We start from the raw sequence: 20,973 nt of genomic DNA on the forward strand, positions 1-20,973 counted from the left end.
TAATGTGAAACTAATTAACTCTGCCACAAAAATTATATGGCAGAGTTTTTACTAAAAGAGTAGTTTTTCCTCAGTAGTTACCTCACTATCTTTATGAGGCGGTTTTGAAACATCTGTAAAATACTCTCTTGTACCATTAAACATCATCTCACTTACACCACTTGGAACATCAAACTTTCTTTGAGTCTGCGGATAGAGCTTTAGTAAGCTTTGGTAGTACATAGCAAAAGCCGGAGCGGATATTCGCCCTCCAGTCTCACTTCTGTGCATCGGTGAGTTATCATCATTTCCAAACCAAACAATCGTCTCAATAGTTGGCGAATATCCAGCGAACCAAGCATCCACATTGTTATTTGTTGTTCCTGTTTTTCCAGCTAAATCTATCCCAGGAACTCTTGCGTTTGTAGCTGTTCCTTTCTCTACGACATCTTTTAATATTGTTGTCATTAGATATGCTTGAGATGGAGTTGTTATCTGACGGCTTTTCTCTTTTTTCTCAAACAGAAGCTTACCTTCTCTTTTAATATTTTTAATCAAATTTGGCTCCATCTGCACACCAGAGTTTGCGAAAGAGGTGTAATACTTTGCAAGTTGAAGCGGCGACAGAGTAATACTTCCAAGAGAGAAAGAGAGATCTTTTGGGATATTTTGCATATTAAACTTTTTAATCTCATTTTGCATATCTCTAAAACCTATCTCCTCTACAAGAGAGATGGTTGCGAGGTTTCTTGAGTGAACAAGAGCATCTCTAAGAGTAACAATCCCCTTGAATCCCTTCTCGTAGTTTTTTGGCTGCCATAAAACTTCTTTACCATTTTGCATATAGGTATAAGTTCTAGCAATATCCGCAACTTCACTAGCACCTGAATACCCAAGATCAAGAGCAACTTGATATATAAATGGTTTAAATGCTGAACCGGCTTGTCTTACGCCTTGTGTTATACGGTTAAATGAACTTTTTCTATAATCAACACTACCAACAAGCGCCAAGATATCTCCACTTCTTGAATCCAAGGAAATCATGGCACCATTTAGCTGAGAAGCGTTTGCGTTTAGCGTTCCGCCCTGACTCTCTTCATCTCCAACATCAGCGATAGTGCCTTTTTTATATCCACCGATTCTATCCAGTGATGCTTTATAAGCCTTTTGAAGTGACTCAACAGCTGCCTCTTGAAGCCTCATATCTATTGTAGTATAAATCTCATATCCACCAGTTCTTATATCATCAATACCCAACTCTTTTGCTCTACGAATGACCTCATCAACAATAAAAGGAGCGCCATTTTGACCCAAAGACTCATCATAAACTTTAGGATTTTCTGTAAGTGACTTACTATAATCATCTTCCTCAATCCAGCCTAGAGCGTGCAATCTATCAAGCACTCTATTTGCTCTTCCCATAGAAATTTCATAATTTTTTGTTGGCATATAAGTATTCGGTGATTTTGGTAATCCTACCAAAATAGCTATCTCTTTAGATGTTAACTCTTTTAGCTTTTTATGAAAATATCCATCAGCTGCAGTTTTAATCCCATAATATCCATGACCAAAATAGATCTCATTTAGATATCTCTCTAAAATCTCCTCTTTTGTTAAACTAAGTTCTACCTTCATAGAAAAAATAGCCTCTTTAATCTTTCTAGATAATTTTTTATCTCTTGTTAAAACTCTATTTTTTACCAACTGCTGAGTTATGGTGCTGGCTCCCTCTACCATTTTTCCGGCTGAGACATCTTTTATGAGAGCCCTAAAAATTGCATCTAAGTTCACCCCTTGATGTTCAAAAAAAGTTGTATCTTCTACTGCCAAAAGTGCCTCTATGACAGCTGGTGGTATCTCACTGAACGGGGCATAATATCTATGCTTCTCTTCGAAAAGATTTGCTATTTTTTCACCATTCTTGTCATATATTCGTGATGAGACCGCTGGGTTGTATGTGATGATTCTTGATATATCGTAGTCGTCTTGCTTTAGATAATAAAGCAAGACTAAAAATGGAACTGATATTCCAACCGCTAAAATTGATAGTATTACCTTGGTGCGTTTTTTCATATTCTAAATTTCCTATTTGCAAAATTTGCGTCTATTAAAGTTTTCGTGTACTCATTTTGTGGATTTTGTAAAACTTCGCTCATTTTACCACTCTCCATAACCTTGCCACCTTTTATAACACAGATATCTTCACACAAACTCTTAGCTGAATTCATATCATGCGTTACAAAAAGTATTTTAAATCCAAACTTAGCTTGAAACTCTTTTAGTAGTTCCAATATAGCGACTCTTGTTTTTGGGTCAAGTGCCGTAGTTGGTTCATCAAGCAAAATCAACTTTGGCTTATGCTCCAATGCCATGGCAATAATCACTCTTTGAAGCTGTCCACCTGAGAGCTCAGATGGAAATCTCTCCAACAATTCTGCATCTAATCCAACCTGAGCAAAAAGTTCTTCGACCCTCTGCCGTGGTACAAAAAACTGCTTTTTTATTCTAGTAAGAGGAGATAGTGCCGTAAAAGGATTTTGTGGAACAAAAGATATTGCCCACTTTGCCCTTAGTTCAAACTCCGCATCATACTCCATCTCACATCTCATATCACTAGGCAACATCCCTAAAATTGCCTTAAGGGTTAAGCTTTTTCCACTTCCACTCTGCCCGACAAGTGCGAGCGAAGAGGAGATTTCAAAACTTATATCTACTAAAACTTTCTCATCAATAGTAACGACAAGCTTTGATACTTTCATTCTCTTATTTTAGCTAAATTTAGAGATAAATCCTTTAGCTCCTCACAACTATTTCCCACTCTTGCAATTAATCTTATAATTGCTTTTTCTACCGTTGGTGGTCTTATAGCACCAACTGCATATCCCAAACTCTTTAGCTCATCTCTTATATAAATCGCTCTCTCGCTATCGTTAATCAAAATAGGAACAATCAAACCATCAACCCTCAAGCCAAACTGCTCAAAAATTATATTTTGTCTTGCTCTTATCTCCTTTTTTAAACTCTGCGCATTTTCTAAAATATACACGAGTGCATTATGAGCCAGGAGTGTGTCATACAAAGAGAGAGATGTTGCATAAATGATAGGTTTTGCACGGTTTACAAGATACTCAACTATATGTGATGAAGCAAGTATAAAAGCACCAAAACTTCCATAAGCTTTTCCAAGAGTTCCCATTTTTATGTAGTTTGGTTTTATCTCAATGTTATAATAATCGAAAGCACCCATAAGTTTTTTTCCAACAACCCCACTGCTATGAGCTTCGTCTACTATCAAAATTGCATTATGAGTGTCACAAATCTCAAAAACAGTACCATCTACTAAGTCGCCATCCATTGAGTAAATTCCCTCAACTGCAACAATTTTTCGTTTTGCGGTTGATGATTTTAGTAAATTCTCTAACTCTTTCATGTCATTATGAGAAAAAAACTTAACACTCATTCCATTGAGTTTAGATGCCAAAATACCAGAAGCATGGTACTTCTCATCCATAAAAAGTTCATCATCTCTTCTCACTAAAGACTCAATGAGTGCTATGTTTGCATTAAACCCACTTCCTAAGATAACGCCATCCTCAAAACCATTTGCCGCGCACAAAGCCATCTCAAAATCTTTATGGATTTGATGATAGCCATTTACTAAAAATGATGCTTTAGAGCTATGTAGTGGGAGTTTTGAGAGAGTGGCGCAAGTAGCTTCATGAAGCTCTTTTTTATGAGCAAGCCCAAGATAGTCGTTAGATGCAAAATCCAAGATAGCGTTATCTACAACTTCTCTTTTTCTATATCTATTTGCTTTTTTTAAAGCTTCTATCTCATTCTGATACTGCATTATCTCACAACTACTCTATTTCGTCCATTATGCTTAGCTTCATAAAGTGCTTCATCTGCTCTTTTAAATGTAAACTCTAAATCTTCACCTTTTTTGTACTCAACAACACCAAAACTCATAGTTATAGAAGCTATTTTTTTATGCGCTTCTACTTTTATTCTAAGTGAATCAGCTATCTTGTATGCACCTGCCCTGTCTGTATGTGGAAGTATCAAAGCAAACTCCTCTCCACCGATTCGGCAGAAAATATCGCTCTCTCTTAAATTTGCACCAATAAGTTTTGAGTACTCTATCAAGACACTATCACCGACATCATGCCCATAAGTGTCATTTATCTTTTTAAAGAAGTCCATATCAAGGATAACAAGCGAGAGCGGATAGAAATATCTGTTTGCCTCAGCAGACTCTTTTTTTATCTGAATGTTATAGAAATATCTATTTCTTATTTTTGTTAATGGGTCCGTTATAGTTGTCTCTTCAAGTTCTTTGTTGTGCAGTTCATCTTTTGTTACATCAGAGAAAACAGCACTGTAGTGAGAATCTTCTTCAGAAATTAGCGATACACAAACAACAAAATAGTATATTTTTTCATCATAAATAAGCTTTACTTTTGCACTTTTGTTATTTTTTACTAAATATTCTATCCAATTCAATCCATCAATATTTGCACGCAGATAATCATTCTCATCCGTAAAGAAGTCAGAGATTGATGAGTGTTTCTGCTTAAATTCTTCAATATCTCTATACCCATAAAAATATTTAAAAAATGCCCTATTTACATCAATCATCCTATTTTTATCAACAATAACTACAATATTTGATGATAAATCGATAATATTTTTATAATATTTTTTCTGCTTTTTACTTCTGTGGTAACCCATATAAATAATAACCATAGTTAAAATTAAAATCCCAAATACAGAGAGAGCCGACCATTTAAAAATAAAAAAATCTAAACTCTCTTTTAATTTGGAGTTAATATTTTTAGATAATAAAATATTAGCAACAACAACATTGTCTATATCCGTAATCTCGTACAATACGATTATCTTGTCATCCTTAATCTCATAAAGTTCATTTGGATATTTTTTTAATTTATCTTTTTTTATTACTATCTTAGTATCAATATCAAAGTTTTTTAACTCTTTTATTGTTGAGTTGAGATTAGATATAACCTCGATTGCCCCTATGTTTTGAGCCTCATTAAAGAGTGGTACAATCTCTCTAATCAAAAGACCATTTAAGTCGCCCGTCACAGAAAAGAGTGGCGCTCGCAACTTTACAGCTATATCCACATCTTGTCTAAATCTACCATCATCTTTTATCGATACATTACTCCAACTTTTATATGGAGTCTTTAACTCTTTATCAAAAATTTCTATCCATATATTTCTACAAAGTGCATTTCTATCAAACTTTAGAATCAAATCTTCATAATAGTGTTTATCAATATTGGCGTTTAGAATATCATCGTGCATTTTTTTATCATTAGCAATACTAAGAGCAATAGTTGTAATGGTTTTTTGTTTTTCCGCAATGAGAGAGATTAGTTTTTTTCGCATAAAAAGAGCTTCTGCTTCATAGTTAGTATTTTTTATCTTCGCATGTTCGTTTGTCAAAAATTCAAAATAAAAAGAACCTGCTAAAACAAAGAGGGCCACTAAACCAAAAATATAATATTTAACACTTTTCAAGCTATATCCTTCTCATATTATAAATCTTTTTAAAATTTCTAAACTAAGTCCCATAGCGGTACTTTCGTAGCCCTTTACGCTTTTTATATATGGCTTACAAAATCCCTCAACCATACATGCCCCAGCTTTACCTATCCAATCTGTGCCTTTTAGATATGCTTCTAGTTCAACTGTGTCAAAATCTGCAAAGAGATACTCTGTTGTAGAGATATCAATAATTTTGATTTTTGGAGATTGGTAGATCATACAGGTGGTGATAGTTACAGAATTTCCGCTTTGCATTAAGAGAATCTCTCTTGCTTCATCGACAGAGTTCGCTTTTCTAAGAATTTTGCCATTAGCACTCACGACTGTATCCGCAACTAAAAGAGGAAAATCACTACATCCAAATACTTTTAAATTTACCTCATACTTGCCAAGAGTTGCCTTGTAAACAAAGCTTTTTGGTGATGAGGCAACTATGCTATCCTCATCAAAATCCACGCTCTCTTGTAAAAACTCAACTCCAGCTTCTCTTAGTATCTGTGCTCTAGTTTGTGAAGAAGACGCAAGTCTTATCACTACAGACTACCCGATAGGTATGTACCCAAGAAGATAGCAACCACACCAAGACCAATATTTACTGGCACCATAACGCTTCCTATGAGTGCGAGTTGATTTTTAGCACCAACAAAATCTCCTTTATGAAGAAGTTTTTGCGCTAGATTTTTTCTATAAATCATAACCATAATATTTATAAACATCATGCTCCAAATACCCTCTTTAGCATGTGAAAAAACCGACAAATCGCTTTGTGATAACGAATAGCCTTTTATCATAATAATGGCCGTAATTATTAGTGTTATGACAAATGGGATAACGATTTTAAAGAGTCGCCCAAGTGCGTCTGCTATTAACTCTAATCTTTTTGCAGGAGACTCAATCTTTATAAATGATGGATGGGCAGCATAGCGCATAGCAACCATTCCACCAATCCATACAACACCGCTTATAACATGTAAAAAAACTATAATTGTCTTATATTCATTAAAAAATGCTTCCATCTGTTTTTCCTTGTTTTTTGGTTTTTACTATGAAAGAAGAGCCGTTATATAGTCAAGTGAAGCCTCTTTTGCCTCTGCTATTTTAGTTATATCTTTTCCACCTGCTTGGGCAAAATCAGCTCGACCACCGCCACCACCACCTAAAATTGGAGCAATATTTTTTATCCAATCTCCAGCTTTTGCATCACAGCCTTTAACGCCTGCGGCAATTATCACTTTGTCATCTTTTACTTGAAAAAGCATCGCGCAAAGTTTTTCGTTTTTGTTTTTAAGCTCGTCAATCTTCTCTTTAACATCTCCGCCACCAACAAGTTCATCCACGACAACACAAACACCATTTAAAAGAGTTGATGAAATCTCTACTTTTATGCTGTTTTGAGCATCATGAAGCTCTTTTTTAAGCTCTTGAATATTTGTTTTTAGTCTTGTGATTCCAGCTAAAACATCCAGGTTTTTAACTTCAGCCTGAATCTCTTTGATAAGCACTCTTTGTTGCGCAAAGTGCTGATACGCTGCATTTCCGCAAACTGCTTCGATGCGTCTAACACCGGCTGAAACTCCACTCTCTTTTGTGATGATAAATGAGCCGATAACCGCAGTGTTATTTACATGAACACCGCCACAAAACTCGACGCTTGTATCGCCAAAGCTAACAACTCGAACCTCATCGCCATATTTCTCGCCAAATTGAGCTTTTGCACCAGATTTTTTGGCATCATCTATGCTCATAACCTCTGTTTTTCCTGCTACTGCCCTCAATATCTCATTGTTTACTCTTGTCTCTATCTCGACTAACTCTTCGTGTGTCAGAGCTTTTGGATGCGAGAAGTCAAATCTAAGTCTATCTGCTTCCACAAGCGAACCAGCCTGAGAGATATGGTCGCCTAAAACATCATATAAAACCGCATGAAGAAGGTGTGTTGCTGAGTGATGTTTTGTTATCTCGTTTCTTGAAATATCTACAACCGAATCAACACTATCTCCGACTTTTATCTCATTTGTAACTTCTACTTGCGACAAGTTAAGTCCAAAGAATTTTTTTGTATCCACTACTTTTGCAAGACCTTTAAGTTCTCCTAAATCACCACACTGTCCGCCGCTTTGGGCATAAAAAGGAGTTTTATCTAAAAATATCCACCCTTTTTGATTGCTTGAGAGTTTCTCTACATGATGATATTGCTCGTCTAAAAGTGCTTGGACTTTTCCTGAGTGGTTTACAGACTCATATCCAACAAAACTATTTTCACCGAACTTCTCTAAAAGCTCTTTAAAGTCTCCATGAACAGCGTCATCTCCACTACCTTTCCAAGCAGCTTTTGCGCGAGTTCTCTGCTCTAACATCAGCTCCTCAAACTTTGCAGTATCAAGCGCTAAGTTTTTCTCTCTGAGCATATCTTCGGTTAAATCAAGTGGAAAACCAAAAGTATCATAAAGTTTAAACGCTACTTCGCCACTAAAAATATCTTTTGTATCTTTTAGCTCTTCGTTAAAAAGCTCAATCCCAGACGCGATAGTTTTGAAAAATCTAGCCTCTTCAAGTTCAATCTGCTCTTTTACTACATTTGATTTTTGCGCCAAATACTCATATTCACTCCCCATAATAGAGATAACCGTATCTACAAGTTTATACATAAACGGCGCACTAAATCCTAACAAATAGCCATGTCTTACTGCACGGCGAAGAATACGGCGAAGGACATAACCCCGCCCCTCGTTTGAGAAGTTTGTACCTTGTGCAAGAAGAAAAAGAACAGTTCTTATATGGTCAGCTATAACGCGATAAGATGCGCCAGTCGTGTAAACATACTCTTTACCGATAAGCTCCTCTACTTTGTTGATGATTGGCATAAAAAGAGATGAACTGTAGTTACTTGTTGCACCCTCACTGATGGCTACTACTCTTTCTAGTCCCATACCTGTGTCGATTGAAGGCTTTGGAAGCGGAGTTAGCGTACCATCTGCACTTCTCTCAAACTGCATAAACACCAAGTTCCAAATCTCTAAAAATCTATCTCCGTCGCCACCCATATAATCCTCAGGGCCAGAAAAATTCTCCGCACCTTGGTCATAAAAAATTTCGCTACAAGGGCCACATGGTCCCGTGTCGCCCATTTGCCAAAAATTATCTTTATCGCCGAGTCTCATGATTTTCTCTAAAGGCATATATTTTTGCCAAAGAAGTTCAGCTTCATCATCACTTTCATGAACCGTTACCCAAAGTTTCTCTTTTGGAAGTTTTATGACCTCTGTTATAAACTCCCACGCATAATCGATTGCATCTTCTTTAAAGTAGTTGCCAAAACTAAAATTTCCAAGCATCTCAAAAAATGTGTGGTGTCTTGCCGTATAGCCGACATTTTCAAGGTCGTTATGTTTTCCACCTGCACGAATACATGTTTGGCATGAAGTCGCGCGAGGATTTGATGGAATTGGGATTTCGCCTGTAAAAATTGACTTAAACGGCACCATACCCGCATTATTAAAAAGCAGTGTTGCATCATCTGGAACAAGTGGCGCAGAAGCCACTCTGTTGTGGTTCTTTGACTCAAAAAATCTTAAAAATTCTTCTCTAATATCCATTGTTACTTCTCTTATTTTATAAAATTGTGCGATTATATCTAAAATAGTTTATGCGATAGTTTAACCACCGTGCCAATAAACTATTTTCATACTCTATATGGAATGACCCCAATTTTGTAGACACTTGTTAATATCCTTGAGAATACTTTTTTAATAAAACAAAGTATTCCATCTAAAAGGGATGAAAATAAAAAAATAGTCAAAGTAGTGGCTTAGCTACCGCGCTAAAAAACCTTTTTTACTATCTATATAATCAACCAAGCGAACAATACACAAAATTATCAACCATGCCATAATCATAGTGATAATTGTATGACTTAAGAAATGATCTCCTATTAGCATTTTGTAGATTCCCATGCTCCATCCGATGCTCATGGCAACTGTTGCTGCTATGGCTCTTCTTTTAAAAGAACCAAAGAGAAAAACTAGAGATAAAAGAGCAAATCCGCCGCTTGCGTGTCCTGCTGGCCAGCATTTTATTTTATTTTTTTTACAAAGCTCAATGCTGTATCTCTTCCACACGCAGGTATCTGGATGGTCTCCGCCGAATCTTACTAGATTTTTAGGGCATGGCATATTTGTAACATCTTTTAGACTTCCAACTAAAAGCGGAACAAAGATTACTGATGCTACAATGATTATAAGCGCTCTACGATACTGCTTTATAAGTGGCTTTTTGTAGCCAAAAATAAGCACAAAAAGCAGTAGCACATTGAAGATAATGATGGCAAATTTTATCCCATCATAAAAGAGAAACTTTAAAACAGTCTCATCTTTAGTTACTATCCATAAGTTAGTGCTTGGGTTGTAGAAATGGCTCTGCACCCAGACATCAATACCGCTTAATCCAAAAAATATAATAGCTCCAGTTAAAAAAAGGAGCGTAATAAATATAGATTTAATGGATACCATTTAAGATACTTAACTCCGGTTTATATACTGTTGTGTTTACATCCAAAAGATTCAGTGCTGTATGAAAATATGCGTCGTGACTCAAAGACTCTTTGGCTTTTTTTGCTAACTTATCTTTGTTAACTTTAAACTGTTTTCCAAACCACATAACAGCGGGTACATGCTTTTGTGTGTCTGGCGCAATAGCGTATGGGAAGCCGTGCAAGTAAAGCCCATTTTCTCCCAGAGATTCACCATGATCACTCACATAAAACATCGCTGTACCAAAAGAGTTATCATTTTGTTTCAATAGTCCAATAACTTTAGATAGAAAGTAGTCCGTATAAAGTATGACATTGTCATAAGCGTTAGTGATTTCGGCTTGTGTACACTGCTCAAGCTGGTTGGTTTTACAAACTGGGGTGAACTTTTCAAACTCTTTAGGATAACGCTTATAGTAAGCCGGTCCATGATTTCCCATCTGATGAAGAACTATAACAATATCTCCTTTTGGATGAGCGTCTATATATTTTTGAAGTCCTACAAGCATTCCCTCGTCACGGCACTCTCCATCACTGCACATTGTATTATTTTTTGGTAATTTAAAATCCTCATATGGAACTCTAAGTGCCACTCCTTTTGAGTCGGAGTTGTTATCACGCCATAAAACATTTGCTCCAGCGTGGGTAAAAACATCTAAAACATTCTCAGTATATAGAGCTTTTTTTCCTTCATACTCTTTTCGTCCAAATGAAGAGAACATACATGGCACAGATACCGCCGTTTCAGTTCCACATGAGGTAAAGTCAGAAAAATTTATAATATCCTCTTTTTTTAGAAGTGGATTTGTCTCTCGCGAATAGCCATTTAGTGAAAAATGGTCAGCTCTAGCCGACTCTCCGACAACTAAAATAATCAATTTTCTATTTTTATCATTTGAAGAAATCTTGGCATCTTGTCCGATTAGTTTTAGCTCCTTGCTCTCATAAGAACAAGCATCAGAGACCGATTTTCCGACTGAGTAGAGACAAAAAGATGGGTTTGCATAGTAACGAAGTGGTTTATGTTCTCTAAAAAATGAGGTGTAAAACTTGCTAAAAGTAAGTATTGTTGCAGCCACAATTACCACAATCAGAGCAACTGTCTTGATGTCAGAGATTATCTGTTTTTTATATGGAAGATGTGTGATTTGTAGTTTATATACAATCCAAGATGGCAGAACTCCAAGAAATAAAATATAAGCAACCATCTTCAAGCTAAACAAATCAGCCGATTCGTTAAAGTTCGTCTGCATAATATTTGTTATCATATGAGTGTCTACGACGATGTCATAACTATCCATAAAATAGGCAACAGAGGCTGTAACCATCAACAAGATAATCATAAATGGTTTAAAAATCCATCGATTAACGATTAGCGTTAAAATTAAAATAGTTGTGGATAAAAGTACAATTGTTAATGAAAAAATCGAGATACTATTTAACAATGATGGTGGATAGATTTTTAAAACATGGTTGAAAAATGTAAAGTTAGTGAAAAAAATCCAAAAAAATGAGACAGCAATAATTACAGTTCTACTACTGTGTGTGCGGTTGAAAAGGTTTAACATATACTCTCCGTATAGAAATAAAAAAGCTATGCAATAATATCACCTAATTAAAAACGATTAAGCCGACATAGCTGTTAGTTAAATCTATAAAGGCAAAAATATATTTAGATTATAAAGTCTATTTCACAATTCTTTTGTGTATTTAGAAGTATTTCAAACTCTTTTGCTGGGATTGGTTCGCTTTTGAAATACCCTTGATACATCGTACACCTTTTTTCTTTTAAAAACTCAAGTTGTTCAGCATACTCAACACCCTCGGCAAGAACTTGGAAATTTAACGCTTTCCCCATAGCAATAATTGCCGTTACAATTGCCATATCATCGCTCTCATAAGGGATATCATCTATAAAACTTTTGTCTATTTTAAGAACATCAATTGGGAATCGTTTTAGATAACTCAAAGATGAGTAGCCAGTGCCAAAATCATCAATCGCAAGCCTAATACCCTTTGCTCTAAGGGTATGGAGCATCTGTACTGTCTCCTCTTCTCTTTGCATCAAAGCGCTCTCTGTTAGTTCAAGCTCTAGCTTATCTGCATGATAGCCACTCTTTTTAAGTGCTTTTTCCACAATCAGAGGAACATTTGTATAGCGCACTTGATGTGCCGAGAGATTAACTGCTAAAACAAGACGATAACCAAGGTCAAGCCAAATCTTCCCCTGTCTGCATGTCTCATTTAATATCCACTCACCAATCTCGTTAATTAAACCAGTATCTTCAGCAATTGGGATAAATTCCGCCGGAGACACCATGCCTTGTTCTGGATGGTTCCATCTTATAAGTGCTTCTGCGCCTAAAATTCGCCCCGATTTAATGTGCACTTGAGGCTGATAATAGACCTCAAATTCACTATTGACTACTGCCTTGCGAAGATGCTCCTCACACTTGAGCCTTTTTTTCGCAAGGTCCGTAAGCTCATCTGTGTAGTAACAATATATTCCACGCCCCTCTGCTTTGGCTTTATAAAGAGCAGCATCGGCATATTGCAGAAGAGTAAAGGCATCTTTTGCATTATCTGGAAACAGAACAATCCCAACGCTTGAACCTATATGCCCCGAAATACCTCCTGAGAGTTTATACTCCGCCGACAAACTCTCTATCATCTCCTGTGCAATTCGCCCAGCATCTTCGGTGTTGGTAATATCTTTAAGTATAATAGCAAACTCATCACCACCCAAACGGCTGACAATATCTCCTCCTCTAAGACGCATGGAAAATCTATCCGCTACCTGTTTTAAAAGCTCATCCCCAGCGTTGTGTCCATAACTGTCATTGATATCTTTAAAGCGATCCAAGTCAAAAATAAGAAGTGCTATTTGTTTGTTCGTGCGATCTGCCTGCTTAATGCTTTTTTGAAGATGTGAGACCAAATATGAACGATTAACCAAACCAGTTAGTGTGTCGTAATTTGCCAGTGTTTCAAGGCGATTTTCATACAATTTTCTTTGTGTTATCTCTTGGGTTGTTCCAATTACATTAGTAACATTTCCATGTTTATCTGCTTCAAATTTTGCAAACTCTCGTACCCATCTTATCTCTCCATCAACAATAATTCTATGTTCCATATCATAGTATCTTGTTGACATCGCCTCTTCCCACGCTCTTATAGCCATTTCAAGATCTTCATGATATATATGTTCAAAAAGTATTTTATAAGAGATTGGCAAACCTATCTCTATTCCAAATATTCTATATGTCTCATCAGAAAATTCTAAAACTTCTGTTCGTATATTAAACTTCCAACTACCTACATGCGCCAGAGCTTGTGCAGTGTTAAAATCATTATCTTTTTGATAGAGCTCTTTCTCTTTTGCTTTTTGCTCACTAATATCACGATAAATGGCCATCATGTAATTCGTACCAGAGATATTTATAACTGAAACAACAATGAATGTATCTATAAGTCTTCCATCTTTTGCATGATGAACCGTTTCAAAACTATCCGACCCACTCTGTTTGATTTTATCAATATGGCTATTAATTTCTTCAGGTGACTCATTTTTTTGATAATCTGAAATAGTAAGATTAGCGAACTCCTCTGCTGTATAACCAAGACAATGATGTGCCGCATAATTAAACTCCACCGCTTTTAGCGTTACTGTATCAATAAGTAAAATACCGTCATGAATTGACTCAAACAACTTTTGGTATTTCAGTTTGCTTGTATTGATAATCTCTTTTTCATTCTTTAACTCTTTTTTATTTTTCTCAAGCTTTGAAATAACACTATTTTTATTATCAATAAGCCAAATTAAAAAATCAAAATAGTTTCCATGTACAGCGCGTAAAATATCATGACGGCTCAAGGAGCCAACAAGTTCATGATTTTCATCTAAAACAATGAGCTGATGTACACCGTGTCTAGTCATTAACGCCGTGGCTTCATAGAGAGACAAATCTTTTGTAATGGTTTCAAGCTTAGAATTTGCCAGATTTAAAATAGATTTATTATAGGGCTTTTTTGCATGACCACAATAGTGTAAAATATCCCGTTCAGAAACTATGCCGACAGGTTTTGCACCACTCATCAAAACAACATAATCAGACTTTTGATTTTTCATCAACAGTACTATTTCTTCAACGGACGCATTATCGGATACTGTAAATGGTGTTTTGCTCATAACATCTGCAACAACATTGATTTTATTGAGCTCTTCAAAACCGATATGACGAAGAAAATCACCCTCCGTGATGATTCCGACAAATATTCCATTTTTATCAACAACAACCAAGTGACGATAACCTTTCTCTTCCATAATCATATAAGCATCATGAAGATGAGTAGATTGATCTATACAAAAAGGGCTTGGAGTCATCACATCACCCAAGCTTTTATCTGTGTCTATGTTTTCTGAAACTATACGAAGAGTGTCATGCTCTGTGAAAATTCCAACAGGTTTGCTATGCTCATCAACCACAACAACAGAGCTTATCTTATGCTCTTGCATTGCTTTTAACGCTTCATAAAGGGGTTCAGTTACATAAAAACTTATACTTAGAGAAGATAAAATAGACTCAAGAATTATAAATTCCATTATGAAACCTTAATATTTTTTATTAAATGGTAATTATTGTAGCAAATTTTTCTAAAAACAGTCCGCCATAGCTAGATTAGCAAATCACAACACTCTTTATCTCGCTCATCTCTTCAATGGCAAATCGTGGACCTTCTCGCCCAACTCCGCTTAGTTTTACTCCGCCGTATGGTTGGATGTCAAAGCGCAATGTTGGCATATCGTTTATAATAATTCCGCCAGCATCTAGCTCGTCAATAGCTCTTTTTGTCAGAGTTAAATCATCTGTAAAGATGGAAAATTGCAGACCGTATGGCGAGTTATTTATCCGAGGAAGTGCGTCATCAAAATCATCTACTTTTATGAGTGAGACTATCGGTGCGAACACCTCTTCACAGACGATTTTCATATCATCTTGTACATTTATCATAACGCATGGATGAAAAATTCTGCCGTCTCTATAGAGCGGAAGTAGTGAGGACGCTCCTTCACTTGTGGCACTCTCAATCCAGTTCATGGCACGAACTGCGGCATCATCATCAATAAGTGGTCCCATAAAAGTATCATCTTCATAAGGCGAGCCAACTTTTAGTTTTTTTGTCTCTTGTGCCATCAAAGAGGCGAACTCATCATAAATCTTGCTATGCACATAAATGCGCTGAAGTGAGATACAGACCTGTCCTGAGTTTACAAAAGCACCAAGTGCACATCTTGCGGCAGCATGGCCTAAATCGGCACTTTTGTCAATGAAAGTCGCCGCATTTCCACCAAGTTCTAATGAGACTTTTTTTATCCCTGCACTCTTTGCAATAATCTCTCCAACCGGCACACTTCCCGTAAAGCTTATCACTCGCGGAATATCACTGGCAACCAAAGCACTTCCAACCTCAGCATCGCCGTAAACAACACTTAGAGCATCTTTTATGGCGTACTTGCTCTGGATGAAAAGTTTTACGAACTTATACGCAGTTAGTGGAGCCTCTGGGGTCGGCTTTAACACAACTGCATTGCCAGCTACAAGAGCAGGAGCCAGTTTATGAGCCACAAGATTTAACGGAAAATTAAACGGCGTGATTGCCACAACAACGCCTGCAGGTTCTCGTCTAAAAAAAGCAAGAGTTTTTTTACCGCTGTTTGTCGCGTCCGTATTTATAGTCTCGCCGTGCATCGTTCGCATCGTCTCAGCACTTAGAGTTATGGTCTCGATACATCTCTCAACTTCAATTCGAGAAAACGAGATAGGCTTACCAACCTCATCAGTTATAGTTTTTGCCATATCCTCTTTCTGCTCTCTTAACATCTGGACTACATCCAAAAGCCAATCACATCGTTGCGAGAGTGTAGTTTTTTTCGCCTCTTTAGATGCAGCTTTAGCGATTAAAAGAGCTTTTTTTGCATCCTCCACATGACAGATTGGAGCACGAGAAACAACCTCTCCGCTATATGGACTTCTCCTCTGGCTAAAACTCTCTCCGACTGTTTCGTTTGAACCAAAAAATATCTTTGCATCCATAAAAACTCTCCAAATTAAACTTTTTTATCAAAGATTATATCATTATTGTTAAAATCAACTATTGACAATGTAAAATACTGATTTAAAAAACAAAACGGAAAATCCATGAAACTTCTTATCTTCATCACTCTTCTTTTATCAACGCTTTATAGTTCAGATTTAAATTGGCTACATAATTATGATGCCGCGCTCAAACAAGCGAAAAAAGAGAAAAAGGGCGTTTACCTTTTTATTGGTGCGGATGTTTGTGTTTGGTGTGACAAGTTTAAAGATATGACACTCTCCGACAAGTCTGTTATGAAGAGACTAAAAGAGGAGTATGTTCTTCTATATATGTCAAGAGATAGACATAAAATACCTGCTAATTTCACGGTAAAAGGCGTACCAAGGCACTACTTTTTAACAAGCAGTGGTAAAATCATCCATGAAGATAGAGGAAGTCGTGAAGTTGATGGCTTTTTTGCTCTTCTTGATGAAGTTAGTCTAAAAAAGTAGAAATAAGCACCTTAGCAGTATCATATCAAAAAAATTTAATACGAAAAAGAAACCATGATTAAAACAATAATCACGCTCTCATTAATCTTATCCATGCAGTTGTTTTTAGGATGTTCTCACGACGATGATTCAAAAGACAAAAATAAGCCTCCAGCAAAAGTTAGTTTGATGAGTGTTAAAAAAGAGATTGTTGAAGCACCGTTTGAGTTTACTGCCACGACGGTTGCGAGCAAAAGTGTTCAGATTCATGCTCGAGTGAATGGTTATCTGCAGAATATAAATTACCGTGATGGTAGCTTTGTAAAAGTTGGGCAGACTCTCTTTAAACTTGATCAAAAACCTTTTAATATTGCCGTTTTATCAGCCAAAGCATCACTTGAAGCAGAGAGTGCAAAAAAAGAGTACACCACACAAAACCTAAAGCGTATTGAGATACTTTTTGAGAGAAAAATTTCTGGGAAACAGGAGCTTGACGCAGCATTGGCGGCAGATAAAACACAAACCGCTCTAGTAAATGGAGCCAAAGCAGCTCTTGAGAAAGCAAAGCTTGACCTTAGCTACACAAACATAACCGCACCGATGTCGGGATGGGTCGATAAAGCACTGCAGTATGAGGGTAGCTATATCTCTGAATCACAAAATGGACTCCTTACAACAACCCATCAAACTTCTCCAATTTTTGTGGATTTTTCAATTCCAAAAGAGGCGATGGCTAGAATCAACAGCTTAATGAACAGCGAGCAAAAAAATGAACTTTTTGTAGAGTTGATTCTCGCAGATGGAACCACATTTAAAAACAGAGGGAAGATACTGTTTTTTAGTCCTACTGTAGATGTTTCCATGGGGTCTCGCCAAGCTAGAGCTGAGTTTTCAAACCCAAAAGGAGAAATTCTTCCAGGGGAGTTTGTAAAAGTACGACTTAAAGGGCTGAAATACAGCTCAATCACCATTCCACATAAAGCCCTGATGCAGGGAGCTAAAGGCTCTTTTGTTTTTATGGTTGATGAAAATCAAACCGCACAAATTCGAGTTGTTAAAGTTGGAGAGTGGATTGGTGAGAATATCGTTATCCAAGATGGCATAAAAGAGGGTGAGAAAATTATCGCTCAAGGCAATGCCAGAGTCGATGTTGGAAAAGTTGTAAAAGTCGTCCCACCAAAACAGATAAAAGAGCATTAATGTTCTCTCGTTTTTTTATAGATAGACCCATATTTTCCGGCGTTATAGCCATCTTGATTGTGGTATTTGGAACCATTTCACTACTAAATCTTCCAGTATCACAGTTTCCAAAAGTTACTCCTCCAACGGTGAGCATAAGCATCAGCTACCCAGGAGCCGAAGCAAAAACCATAGCAGATACAGTACTCGCACCCATAGAAGAGCAGATAGCTGGAACCGATCATCTCATGTATATGACCTCTTCAGCATCTGGTATGTCTGGTAGCGGAAGTATAAACTGTACATTTGAAGTTGGAACCGACATAGACAAAGCCCTTGTGGATATCCAAAACCGAGCAAATCTAGCCCTTCCGCAACTCCCAAGCGTTGTAAGAATGTTTGGAATCAATGTTAAAAAAGGTACTCAAGATATCTTGATGATTACGGCATTTTACTCGCCAGATAATTCAATGAGCGATATTGACATAAGCAACTATGTCGATACGCATATAGTCAATGAAATAAAGAGAATCCCTGGTGCTGGCGATGCTTCTATCTCGGGTCGAAGAGATTATGCGATGCGTATCTGGCTAAACCCTGACAAGATGGCTTCTATGGGGATTACATCTTCTGATGTTGACAGTGCAATAAACGAACAAAATCTTCAAACATATCCAGGGCGATTAGGGCAAAGTCCCATAAAAACACAAGAGATGACTGTGATGCTCACCTCAAAAGGAAGATTATCAACCGTTGAGGAATTTGAGCAGATTATTGTTCGTGCAAAGAGTGACGGAACAATTGTTCATCTGCGCGACATAGCTAGAGTTGAGTTAGGTACTAGTAACTACGAGTATTACGGAAGATTCAAAGGTAAACCTGCGGCACTTTTAGCTGTTTTTTCCAGATCAGATGCCAACGCTATCCAAACTTGTGATGCCGTAAGTAAAGAGATAGAGCGACTCTCCAAAACATTTCCAAGTGGTCTAAAATACGAAGTTGCTCACAACTCAACCAATTTTATAAAAATCTCCATCAAAGAGGTAATTAAAACACTAGCTGAAGCACTTCTACTGGTTATCGTGGTTATCTATCTATTTTTACAGAGCGCTAGAGCTAGTCTTATAGCACTTATTGCCGTTCCTGTCTCTCTTATGGGAGCGTTTATTGGGATGTATCTTTTAGGTTACTCAATCAACACTTTAACACTCTTTGGAGTGGTTTTAGCGATTGGAATTGTTGTTGATGACGCAATTGTGGTCGTGGAAAATATGGAGAGGATTATGCAGAGCGAGCATATAACTCCAAAAGAGGCAGCCATCAAAGCGATGGAGCAAGTCACTAGCCCAATCATTGCTATCGTTTTGGTTTTGTGTGCAGTTTTTATACCAGCGACTTTTGTCGGCGGAATGACTGGAGAGTTATACAAACAGTTCGCTATGACAATCGCTGTATCGGTAATCTTCTCAGGTTTTGTAGCACTTACTCTATCACCATCTTTAGGAGCACTACTTTTACGCCAACACGAAAATGCTCCTCCTGCCCTATTCGTGCGCTTTAACACGATGTTCTCAAACATGACAGAACGATATATCCATCTCTCTGTATCAATGATTAAGCGAAGTTTTATAACGCTATTTTTATATCTTGGTGTCTTTGGAATTATCTATCATCTCTCAACAACAACACCAAAATCATTTCTGCCAACAGAAGACCAAGGCTACTTTTTTACAGTTCTCTCACTTCCAGAGGGTGCAACAATAGAGCGAACTCAGGCTGCGGTTGAAAAAGCGGAAAAAGTGGTAAAAGATATAGATGGCGTAAAAGGTATGATTGCCATCGTCGGAAGCAACTTCCTAGGAGGCGGACAAGAGCCAAACTCGGCCACACTTATTGCTAGACTTATACCGTGGGATCAGAGAGAAACTGTAGAGTTAAGCGTCAAAGAGATTATCAAAACATTTAAAAAAGCAATCCAACCAATAAGTGAAGCAAGTTTCAATATATTCTCCCCACCGCCAATCAGAGGGCTAAGTAAAACTGGCGGTGTTCAGCTATGGCTTCAAAGCCCTGATGGAGATATGAAAGCCCTTGCACAAAATGCACAAAAGTTTATAAGCAGAGCCAAAGAGCTTCCACAATTTGCAAATATCACAAGCACAATGCGTCCATCATCTCCAACACTTTTTGTGGATGTAAATAGAGAAAGAGCTAAAACCCTTGGTGTTTCACTAAATGATCTGTTTTCAACAATTCAGCATACAGTTGGTGTCTCAAATATAACTCAATTTGAAAAAGATGGGCACAACTACTGGGTGAAAGTTCAAGCTGATGCGGCTTTTAGACAGACACCAACCGACATAAGCAGAGGGTTTGTAAAGTCATCATCTGGCACTATGATACCGCTAAGTGCCATTGTATCAGTGCGTCAAGAGTCTGCTGCTGTTAGGATTGAGCATTTTAACACTGTACTCTCAGTTCCAGTCACCGCTTCGCTTAAACCAGGAGTTAGCACAGGAGAGGCGATTGACATTATTGAAGCTCTAGCAAAAGAGACGCTCTCACCAGGGATTGTGACTAGTTGGGATGGTGTTGCTTATCAACAAATCCTTATACAAAATCAAGCAAAATATATCTTAATCTTTGCTCTAATAATCGTTTTCCTAATTCTATCAGCCCAATATGAAGCGTGGATTTTACCACTAGCCGTTATGCTCTCAGTACCATTTGGAATAGCTGGCGCATACATAGCATTATGGGCAACAGGGCAAAGCAACGACATCTATTTCCAGATTGGTTTGCTCACGCTAGTTGCACTCGCCGCAAAAAATTCTATCCTAGTTGTTCAGTTTGCAGAACAAGAGCGAAAAAGTGGTAAAAGCATCTACGAAGCAACCATATCAGCCGCAAGACTCCGTTATCGTCCGATGATGATGACATCGTTAGCTTTTGTATTTGGAGTATTGCCACTAGCACTAAGTACAGGGGCAGGAGCAGAGAGCCGCCACTCTATTGGAATTGGGATACTAGGAGGAATGATTGCAGCAACATTCGTGGAACGATATTTTATCCCATACTTGTACTATCAAGTCTCTACACTACAAGAGAAAATGAAGAGAAAGTTTAGGTAACAAAGAGTAACAGGTT

14 protein-coding genes are annotated in these 20,973 nt (G+C 37.3%); 3 read left to right on the forward strand and 11 right to left on the reverse strand.

Going from position 1 to position 20,973, the window contains the following annotated elements; genetic code table 11:
* Positions 1 to 51: 51 nt before the first annotated feature.
* The 11 genes from PHV22_RS05600 to PHV22_RS05650 all read right to left on the reverse strand — a co-directional run bounded on the left by PHV22_RS05600 (position 52) and on the right by PHV22_RS05650 (position 16,173).
* Positions 52 to 2,052 carry a penicillin-binding protein 1A gene (locus PHV22_RS05600; protein WP_295021835.1) on the reverse strand — a complete coding sequence of 667 codons (2,001 nt, stop codon included), beginning with the start codon at positions 2,050 to 2,052 and terminating at the stop codon, positions 52 to 54.
* On the reverse strand, positions 2,049 to 2,738 hold the full coding sequence (locus tag PHV22_RS05605) for an ATP-binding cassette domain-containing protein (RefSeq protein ID WP_299946292.1): 690 nt from the start codon (positions 2,736 to 2,738) through the stop codon (positions 2,049 to 2,051). The genes PHV22_RS05600 and PHV22_RS05605 overlap by 4 nt, the downstream gene beginning before the upstream one ends.
* Positions 2,735 to 3,829, reverse strand: coding sequence for a pyridoxal phosphate-dependent aminotransferase family protein (locus tag PHV22_RS05610; RefSeq protein ID WP_299946295.1), 1,095 nt, complete (start codon positions 3,827 to 3,829; stop codon positions 2,735 to 2,737). Before PHV22_RS05610 ends, PHV22_RS05605 begins: the two co-directional genes overlap by 4 nt.
* Positions 3,829 to 5,523, reverse strand: a complete 1,695-nt coding sequence (locus tag PHV22_RS05615) for a GGDEF domain-containing protein (protein ID WP_295021831.1) — start codon at positions 5,521 to 5,523, stop codon at positions 3,829 to 3,831. Before PHV22_RS05615 ends, PHV22_RS05610 begins: the two co-directional genes overlap by 1 nt.
* A gap of 12 nt (positions 5,524 to 5,535) precedes the next feature.
* A complete protein-coding gene (maf, locus tag PHV22_RS05620) occupies positions 5,536 to 6,084 on the reverse strand; it encodes a septum formation inhibitor Maf (protein ID WP_295021829.1) in 549 nt (182 codons plus the stop codon).
* Complete coding sequence (locus PHV22_RS05625; protein ID WP_295021827.1) at positions 6,084 to 6,566, reverse strand: hypothetical protein; 483 nt, start codon at positions 6,564 to 6,566, stop codon at positions 6,084 to 6,086. Before PHV22_RS05625 ends, maf begins: the two co-directional genes overlap by 1 nt.
* Positions 6,567 to 6,593: 27 nt before the next feature.
* Positions 6,594 to 9,146, reverse strand: a complete 2,553-nt coding sequence (alaS, locus tag PHV22_RS05630) for an alanine--tRNA ligase (protein WP_299946300.1) — start codon at positions 9,144 to 9,146, stop codon at positions 6,594 to 6,596.
* 216 nt (positions 9,147 to 9,362) lie between these two features.
* On the reverse strand, positions 9,363 to 10,058 hold the full coding sequence (locus PHV22_RS05635) for a phosphatase PAP2 family protein (protein WP_299946303.1): 696 nt from the start codon (positions 10,056 to 10,058) through the stop codon (positions 9,363 to 9,365).
* A complete protein-coding gene (locus PHV22_RS05640) occupies positions 10,045 to 11,646 on the reverse strand; it encodes a phosphoethanolamine transferase (RefSeq protein ID WP_299946306.1) in 1,602 nt (533 codons plus the stop codon). Before PHV22_RS05640 ends, PHV22_RS05635 begins: the two co-directional genes overlap by 14 nt.
* A 104-nt stretch (positions 11,647 to 11,750) precedes the next feature.
* The gene (locus PHV22_RS05645; protein WP_299946309.1) at positions 11,751 to 14,681 is read right to left on the reverse strand and encodes an EAL domain-containing protein; all 2,931 of its coding nucleotides are present in this window, start codon (positions 14,679 to 14,681) and stop codon (positions 11,751 to 11,753) included.
* A 76-nt stretch (positions 14,682 to 14,757) separates the two neighbouring features.
* Complete coding sequence (locus PHV22_RS05650) at positions 14,758 to 16,173, reverse strand: aldehyde dehydrogenase family protein (protein WP_299946311.1); 1,416 nt, start codon at positions 16,171 to 16,173, stop codon at positions 14,758 to 14,760.
* A gap of 105 nt (positions 16,174 to 16,278) precedes the next feature.
* Between PHV22_RS05650 and PHV22_RS05655 the strand changes: the two genes are divergently transcribed.
* From PHV22_RS05655 to PHV22_RS05665, 3 genes are read left to right on the forward strand one after another with little or no spacing between them, the layout of a single operon-like run.
* Positions 16,279 to 16,668: a thioredoxin family protein gene (locus tag PHV22_RS05655; RefSeq protein WP_295021817.1), complete on the forward strand. Its 390-nt coding sequence runs from the start codon at positions 16,279 to 16,281 to the stop codon at positions 16,666 to 16,668.
* A gap of 54 nt (positions 16,669 to 16,722) precedes the next feature.
* Positions 16,723 to 17,847 carry an efflux RND transporter periplasmic adaptor subunit gene (locus tag PHV22_RS05660; RefSeq protein ID WP_299946315.1) on the forward strand — a complete coding sequence of 375 codons (1,125 nt, stop codon included), beginning with the start codon at positions 16,723 to 16,725 and terminating at the stop codon, positions 17,845 to 17,847.
* Positions 17,847 to 20,957: an efflux RND transporter permease subunit gene (locus tag PHV22_RS05665; RefSeq protein ID WP_299946318.1), complete on the forward strand. Its 3,111-nt coding sequence runs from the start codon at positions 17,847 to 17,849 to the stop codon at positions 20,955 to 20,957. The genes PHV22_RS05660 and PHV22_RS05665 overlap by 1 nt, the downstream gene beginning before the upstream one ends.
* The last annotated feature ends 16 nt before the right edge of the window (positions 20,958 to 20,973 follow it).

This window comes from Sulfurimonas sp. (assembly GCF_028713515.1).
Classification (GTDB): Bacteria; Campylobacterota; Campylobacteria; order Campylobacterales; family Sulfurimonadaceae; genus Sulfurimonas.